Here is a 6,000-nt window from a genome sequence, read left to right on the forward strand (position 1 = left end):
CCCTTCTCGGGTGCCGGGGCGGAGCCGTGTCGGCTTTGACGAGGGTCTCAGCCCTTGCTGATCTCCCAGAAGCGGAAGACCGTGGAGGCGTCCAGGGACCACTGGAGGCCGGTGACGTTCTGGCGGGCGACGGCGTACTGCTTGCTCTGCCAGAGCGGGAGGACCGGGAGCTCGTCCGCGACGATGTCCTGGAGACGCGTGTAGTCCGGGTTGGCCGCGGTGCGGTCGGACTTGGCGTTGGTCGTCGGGATGATGGTCCCGCTGATCTCCTTGTTGTCGTAGTTGTTCTGCAGGACGTTGTCCGGCCCGAAGAACGGCTGCGTGAAGTTGTCGGCGTCGGGGTAGTCGGGGACCCAGCCCTTGACGTAGACGCCGTACTTGCCGGCCTTGATGTCCTTCTCGTACTGCTCGAACTCGACGGACTTCACGTCGGCGTCGAACAGGCCGCTCTCGTTGAGCTGCTTGGCGATGACCTGGAACTGCTGGTCGGTGGAGGGGCCGTAACGGGTCGGCGTGGAGTACAGCGTCAGCTTGATCTTGCCGGTGATGTTGGCGGCCTTGAGGACGGCCTTGGCCTTCTCCAGTTGGGGGCTGCCGCCGTAGCGGTCGAAGAAGGGGGTGGTGTGTCCGGCGATGCCGGCCGGGACGATCGAGTACAGCGGCACGGCGGTGCCGGAGTACACGTCCTTGACGAGCGCCTCGCGGTCGACGAGGTACGCGATGGCCTTGCGGACGGGGAGCTTGCCGACGACCGGGTCGCTGACGTTGAAGACCATGTGCTGGACTTCGGCGCCGGTGCCCTGGACGACGTCGACCTTGTTGTCCCCGGTCTTGGTCGCGGCGAGGCCGGCGATGTCCTTGGCGGCGAGGCCGCGGAAGGCGAAGTCGACGTCCCCGCTCTCCAGGACGGTCTTGAGGCCGGCCTGGTCGCCGTTGAAGAACTTCAGCGTGACGCCGGTGTTCTTGGCCTTGGCCTTGCCGCTGTAGGAGTCGTTGACCGAGAAGTTGGCGCTCTTCTCGCTGAAGGCGTCCAGCTTGTAGACGCCGGAGCCGATCGCCTTGTTGTCGGTGCGCAGCTTGTCGGCCGGGTACTCGGCGTGGTCGACGATGGCGCCCGCGCCCGAAGCGATCTTGCTGGGGAAGGTCGCGTCGGGGGTCTTCAGCTTGAAGACGACGGTCTTCTCGTCGGGGGCGTCGATGCTCGCGATGGAGGCGAGCATGACGGCCGGGCCGTTGGGGTCGTTGATCTTCAGCGTGCGCTCGAAGGAGAACTTGACGTCCTTCGAGGTGAGGCTGTGACCGTTGCTGAACTTCAGGCCGGAGCGCAGGGTGCACTTGTACACCTTGCTGTCACCGCCCTCGAAGTTGCAGGCCTGCGCGGCGTCGGGCTCGGGCGTGGTGCCGCCCTTGGGGAAGCTCAGCAGCGACTGGAAGACGTTGTTGAAGAGCAGCCAGGAGCCCGGGTCGTAGCCGGAGGCCGGGTCGGTGGACTTCACCTTGTCGGATATGCCCATGACCACGCCCTTGCCGTCGCCGGCGGCCGAGCCGTCCTGCGAACCGCAGCCACTGAGCAGCGCGGCGGCGGTCGCCGCCCCGAGCGGGGCCACCAGCCACTGGTTACGTCTCTTCACGCGATGTCCTTCACAGTTCTTGTCTGATCGTTGCGCCGGCCTGCGACGTCCGCCGCCGGTTGCTGCCGGTCTCAGCCGCTGACACCTCGGCCGAGCTCCCACAGCTGGAGGTCGGAGATGGCGTTGACCGACCATTCCACTCCGGTGATCCCGTCGCGTGCGGCGACGTACTGCTTGCCCTGCCACAGCGGCAGGACGGGCACGTCCTCGGCGACGATGTCCTGCATCTCCGTGATCGCGGGGACGGCGACGTTGCGGTCGGCGGCCTTGCGGGACTCGGGGATGAGCTTGGTGCGCACCGTGTTGTTGGCGTACGGCGTGCCCAGGAAGTTGTCCTGCTCCAGGAACGGGGCGAGGAAGTTGTCGGCATCCGGGTAGTCGGGGAACCAGCCGAGCCCGTAGGCGGCGTAGTCGCCCTTCTTCTGGGCCGGGCGGAAGTCGCCCCACTCGTTGCCCTGGACGCTGACGTCGAAGAGCTGGGTGGAGTTCAGCTGGGCCTTGAGGGCCGCGAACTCGGCCGCGGTGCCGTCGCCGTAGTGGTCGCTGGTGTAGTTCAGCGTCAGCTTGACGGGGGTCTTGATCCCGGCGGCCTTCAGCAGGTCGGCGGCCTTGGCGGTGTTGGCCTCGCCGTACTTGTTGAAGAAGGAGTTGACGTGCCCGGTGACGGTGGTGGGGACCAGCGAGTACAGGGGCTGCGCGGACTTCCCGTAGACCTTGGAGATGACGTTGTTGCGGTCGACGGCGGCGGCGAGGGCCTGGCGGACGGCCTTCTCCTTGGTGACCGGGGCGTCGGTGTTGAAGCCGATGTAGCGGATCTCCAGGCCCGGCATGGGGACGAGCCGGACACCCTTGGGGGGCTTGGCCGAGAGCTCGGTGATCTGGGCCGGGGAGAGCGTGCGGGAGACCATGCTGATGGAGCCGTCGGAGAGTGCCTTGGTGGCGGCCGCCGAGTCGGGGAAGGTGCGCAGTTCGACCTTGTCGTTCTGCAGCTTGATGTCGCCCTTGTAGTTCGGGTTCTTGCTGAAGACGGCCCGGACGAGGTGGTCGTCCTTGACCTCGGCCTTCATCGTGTACGGGCCGGAGCCGTCGACGGCGAAGCCGGTGCGCAGCTTCTTGGCCTCGTAGTTCTTCTCGCTGACGATGCCGGCGGCGGGGGTGGAGAGCTTGTACGGGAAGGTCGCGTCCGGGGTCTTCAGGTGGAAGACGACGGTGTCGGCGCCCTTGACCTCGACGGTGTCGAGCGTGGAGAGGAGGGCGGAGGGGCCGTTCTCGTCCTTGATGGCCCGGACCCGGTCGATGGAGAACTTGACGTCCTTCGCGGTGAGCGGGTCGCCGTTGGCGAACTTGAGGCCCGGCCGTAGGGTGCAGCGGTAGCTCTCGTTGTCGTTGTCGGTGAAGCGGCAGTCGGAGGCCGCTTCGGGGACGGGCTGGCCGCCGCCGCGCGGGGTGTGCATCAGCGTCTGGACGGTCTGGCGCAGGACGTTCCAGGTGGTGGCGTCGTACGCGTAGGCGGGGTCGAACGGGGCGGGGGCGTAGTCGGCTGCCTCGAACCGGTCGGTGGTGCCGACGACGATCGCTCCGGACCCTGCTCCGTTTCCACTCGCGCTGCCGCATGCGGACAGCGCGGGGGTGAGCAGGCCGATCGCGGCCGTCAGCACCATGGTCTTGCGGTTCATGCTGGAAGTACTCCCTCACCCGGCACTTGTTAAGCGGCGTAGAGGGCACTTCGCGGCGGTCGCCCGTTCAGGGCGGAACGATCGGGCCGGTGTTTGACGATCGGTCCACGCGCGTGCCGGTGCAAGGGTGTGCGGCCGGCACGGCAGAGGTGCATGCGGAGTGCCCGCGTCGACATTAGTGGTCCGGGACGGGGTGGCTTGAACCAGTGGCGCAGGGGTCGTAATCGCACTGTGATGGGTGCGGACTGACCGCTTACACCGGAGTCTTCGCAGATGGTGTCAGGAGATGATCAATCCGGACACATGGGAAGCCCGTGCAGGCTCGGGGCAGGTCCGGCGAAGGCTGCGCGGGTGACCAAAGTCACCCGCTCCGTCCCCCATCATCGGGATGGAATTTCGGCCTCCGGGGGCCTGGGCGGAAGATCCTTCCGCGAGACCGGGGACTGGCCCCGGTTCCGTTCGGCACTGACGGTGTGCCCTCAGTTCATCGGAGTGATGAGGGAGCGCAGGAAGGCCAGGTCCACGTCCTCCAGCGAGCGCACAACGGTCCGCCCGGGAGCGGGCTCGATCAGGCCGACGGAGGGCACGGCCACGACCCGGCAGCCGGCCGCCTCGGCGGCGGCCACTCCGGTGGCGGTGTCCTCGATGACGGCGCACCGCGAGGGGTGCGCGCCCAGGCTGCTCGCGGCGAACAGGTACGGGTCGGGGTGGGGCTTCGTACGGGGGACCTCGTCGCCGGCGACGGTGAGGTGGAAGCGGTCGCGGCCCAGGGTGAGCAGGACCTGGTCGATGACCCGGCGGTGCGAGGCGGAGACGAGGGCGGTGGGCACGTTGTGCCGGGCCAGCTCGCTCAGGAGCCGCTCGGCGCCGGGCATGAGGGGGACCTGTTCGGCGATGCGGGCCGCGAAGCGCTCGTTGAGCAGGACGCTCAGCTCGGCGAGGCCGATGTCGGCGCCGGTCGCCTCGATCAGGAAGGCCGCGCTGCGGCTCATGGGGCCGCCGACGACGACGTCGCGCCAGGCCTCGTCGAGGCGGTGGCCGAGCTCGTGGAAGATCTGGGCCTCGATCTCCCACCAGAAGCCCTCGGTGTCGACGAGGGTGCCGTCCATGTCGAGCAGCACCGCCTGGAGGGCGTGCCCGTCGGCCGTGCGGACGGCGGGGGCGGGAACGGTGCTGGTCATGCGTACGCCTCTCTCCGGGGACGACAAGGCCGGTCACCTCGTGCCCGCGCGGGGCATCCCCTGGGGGACAGGTGACCGGCCTGTTTGGGACCGACCAGTGTACGCCGGTACGTGTCAGCGTGCGTTGAAATACTTCGCTTCGGGGTGGTGGATGACCAGGGCGTCGGTGGACTGCTCGGGGTGGAGCTGGAACTCCTCCGAGAGGTGGACGCCGATCCGCTCCGGCTGGAGGAGGTCCGCGATCTTCGCGCGGTCCTCCAGGTCGGGGCAGGCGCCGTAGCCCAGGGAGAAGCGGGCGCCCCGGTACTTGAGGTCGAACATGTCCTCGATGGCCGCCGGGTCCTCGGCGCCGAAGCCGAGTTCGGTGCGGACGCGGGCGTGCCAGTACTCGGCCAGGGCCTCGGCGAGCTGGACGGACAGGCCGTGCAGCTCGAGGTACTCGCGGTAGGAGTCGGACTCGAAGAGCCTGGCCGTGGCCTCGCCGATCCTCGAGCCGACGGTGACCACCTGGAGGCCGATGACGTCGGTCTCCCCGGACTCCTCCGGGCGGAAGAAGTCCGCCAGGCACAGGCGGCGGCCCCGGCGCTGGCGCGGGAAGGTGAACCGGGTCCGCTCGTTGCCCTGGTCGTCCAGGATGATCAGGTCATCGCCCTTGGAGACGCAGGGGAAGTAGCCGTAGACCACGGCCGCTTCCAGGAGGTTCTCGGTGTGCAGCTTCTCCAGCAGGCCGCGCAGGCGCGGACGGCCCTCGCTCTCGACGAGCTCCTCGTAGGTGGCCCCGCCGGCGCGGGCCTGCTTGAGGCCCCACTGGCCCTTGAACAGCGCGCCCTCGTCCAGCCAGGAGGCGTAGTCCTTGAGCGGGATGCCCTTGACGACCCGGGTCCCCCAGAAGGGCGGGGAGGGCACCGGGTTGTCGACGGCCACGTCCGAGCGGCCGCCCGGCTCCTCGGCCTCCTCGGCCTGGAGGACGGGCGTGTCCCGCTTGGCCACGCGGCGCTGCTTGAGTTCGGGCAGGGTGGCGCCGGGGACGCCGCGCTTGACGGCGATCAGCGCGTCCATCAGGCGCAGGCCCTCGAACGCGTCCCGGGCGTAGCGGACCTCGCCCTCGTAGATCTCGTGGAGGTCCTGTTCCACGTAGGCGCGGGTCAGGGCCGCGCCGCCCAGGATGACCGGGTAGTCGGCGGCCAGCTTGCGCTGGTTGAGCTCCTCCAGGTTCTCCTTCATGATCACGGTGGACTTCACCAGGAGGCCCGACATGCCGATGACGTCGGCCTTGTGCTCCTGCGCGGCCTCCACGATCGCCGAGACCGGCTGCTTGATGCCGATGTTGACGACGTTGTAGCCGTTGTTCGTGAGGATGATGTCGACGAGGTTCTTGCCGATGTCGTGGACGTCACCGCGGACCGTGGCCAGCACAATCGTGCCCTTGCCCTCGGCGTCGGTCTTCTCCATGTGCGGCTCCAGGAAGGCCACCGCGCTCTTCATGACCTCCGCGGACTGCAGGACGAACGG

The 6,000-nt window shown here is 68.5% G+C and carries 4 protein-coding genes; all 4 read right to left on the reverse strand.

Annotation, left to right across the window (positions count from 1 at the left end; genetic code table 11):
- Positions 1-47 precede the first annotated feature (47 nt).
- A complete protein-coding gene (locus ACFY15_RS23745) occupies positions 48-1,631 on the reverse strand; it encodes an ABC transporter substrate-binding protein (RefSeq protein ID WP_390826033.1) in 1,584 nt (527 codons plus the stop codon).
- 71 nt (positions 1,632-1,702) lie between these two features.
- A complete protein-coding gene (locus ACFY15_RS23750) occupies positions 1,703-3,307 on the reverse strand; it encodes an ABC transporter substrate-binding protein (protein ID WP_390689315.1) in 1,605 nt (534 codons plus the stop codon).
- A 479-nt stretch (positions 3,308-3,786) separates the two neighbouring features.
- The gene (locus ACFY15_RS23755) at positions 3,787-4,488 is read right to left on the reverse strand and encodes an HAD family hydrolase (RefSeq protein ID WP_390689316.1); all 702 of its coding nucleotides are present in this window, start codon (positions 4,486-4,488) and stop codon (positions 3,787-3,789) included.
- 114 nt (positions 4,489-4,602) lie between these two features.
- On the reverse strand, positions 4,603-6,000 hold a 1,398-nt coding region (locus ACFY15_RS23760; protein ID WP_390826034.1), incomplete at its 5' end, for a vitamin B12 dependent-methionine synthase activation domain-containing protein.

Source organism: Streptomyces sp. NPDC001373, from assembly GCF_042895815.1.
Lineage (GTDB): Bacteria > Actinomycetota > Actinomycetes > Streptomycetales > Streptomycetaceae > Streptomyces.

What these genes read in the sequence shown, in the direction of transcription:
- ACFY15_RS23750 (WP_390689315.1), bottom strand. Translation starts at nt 3,307, where the DNA reads ATGAACCGCAAGACCATGGTGCTGACGGCCGCGATCGGCCTGCTCACC.
- ACFY15_RS23755 (WP_390689316.1), bottom strand. Translation starts at nt 4,488, where the DNA reads ATGACCAGCACCGTTCCCGCCCCCGCCGTCCGCACGGCCGACGGGCAC.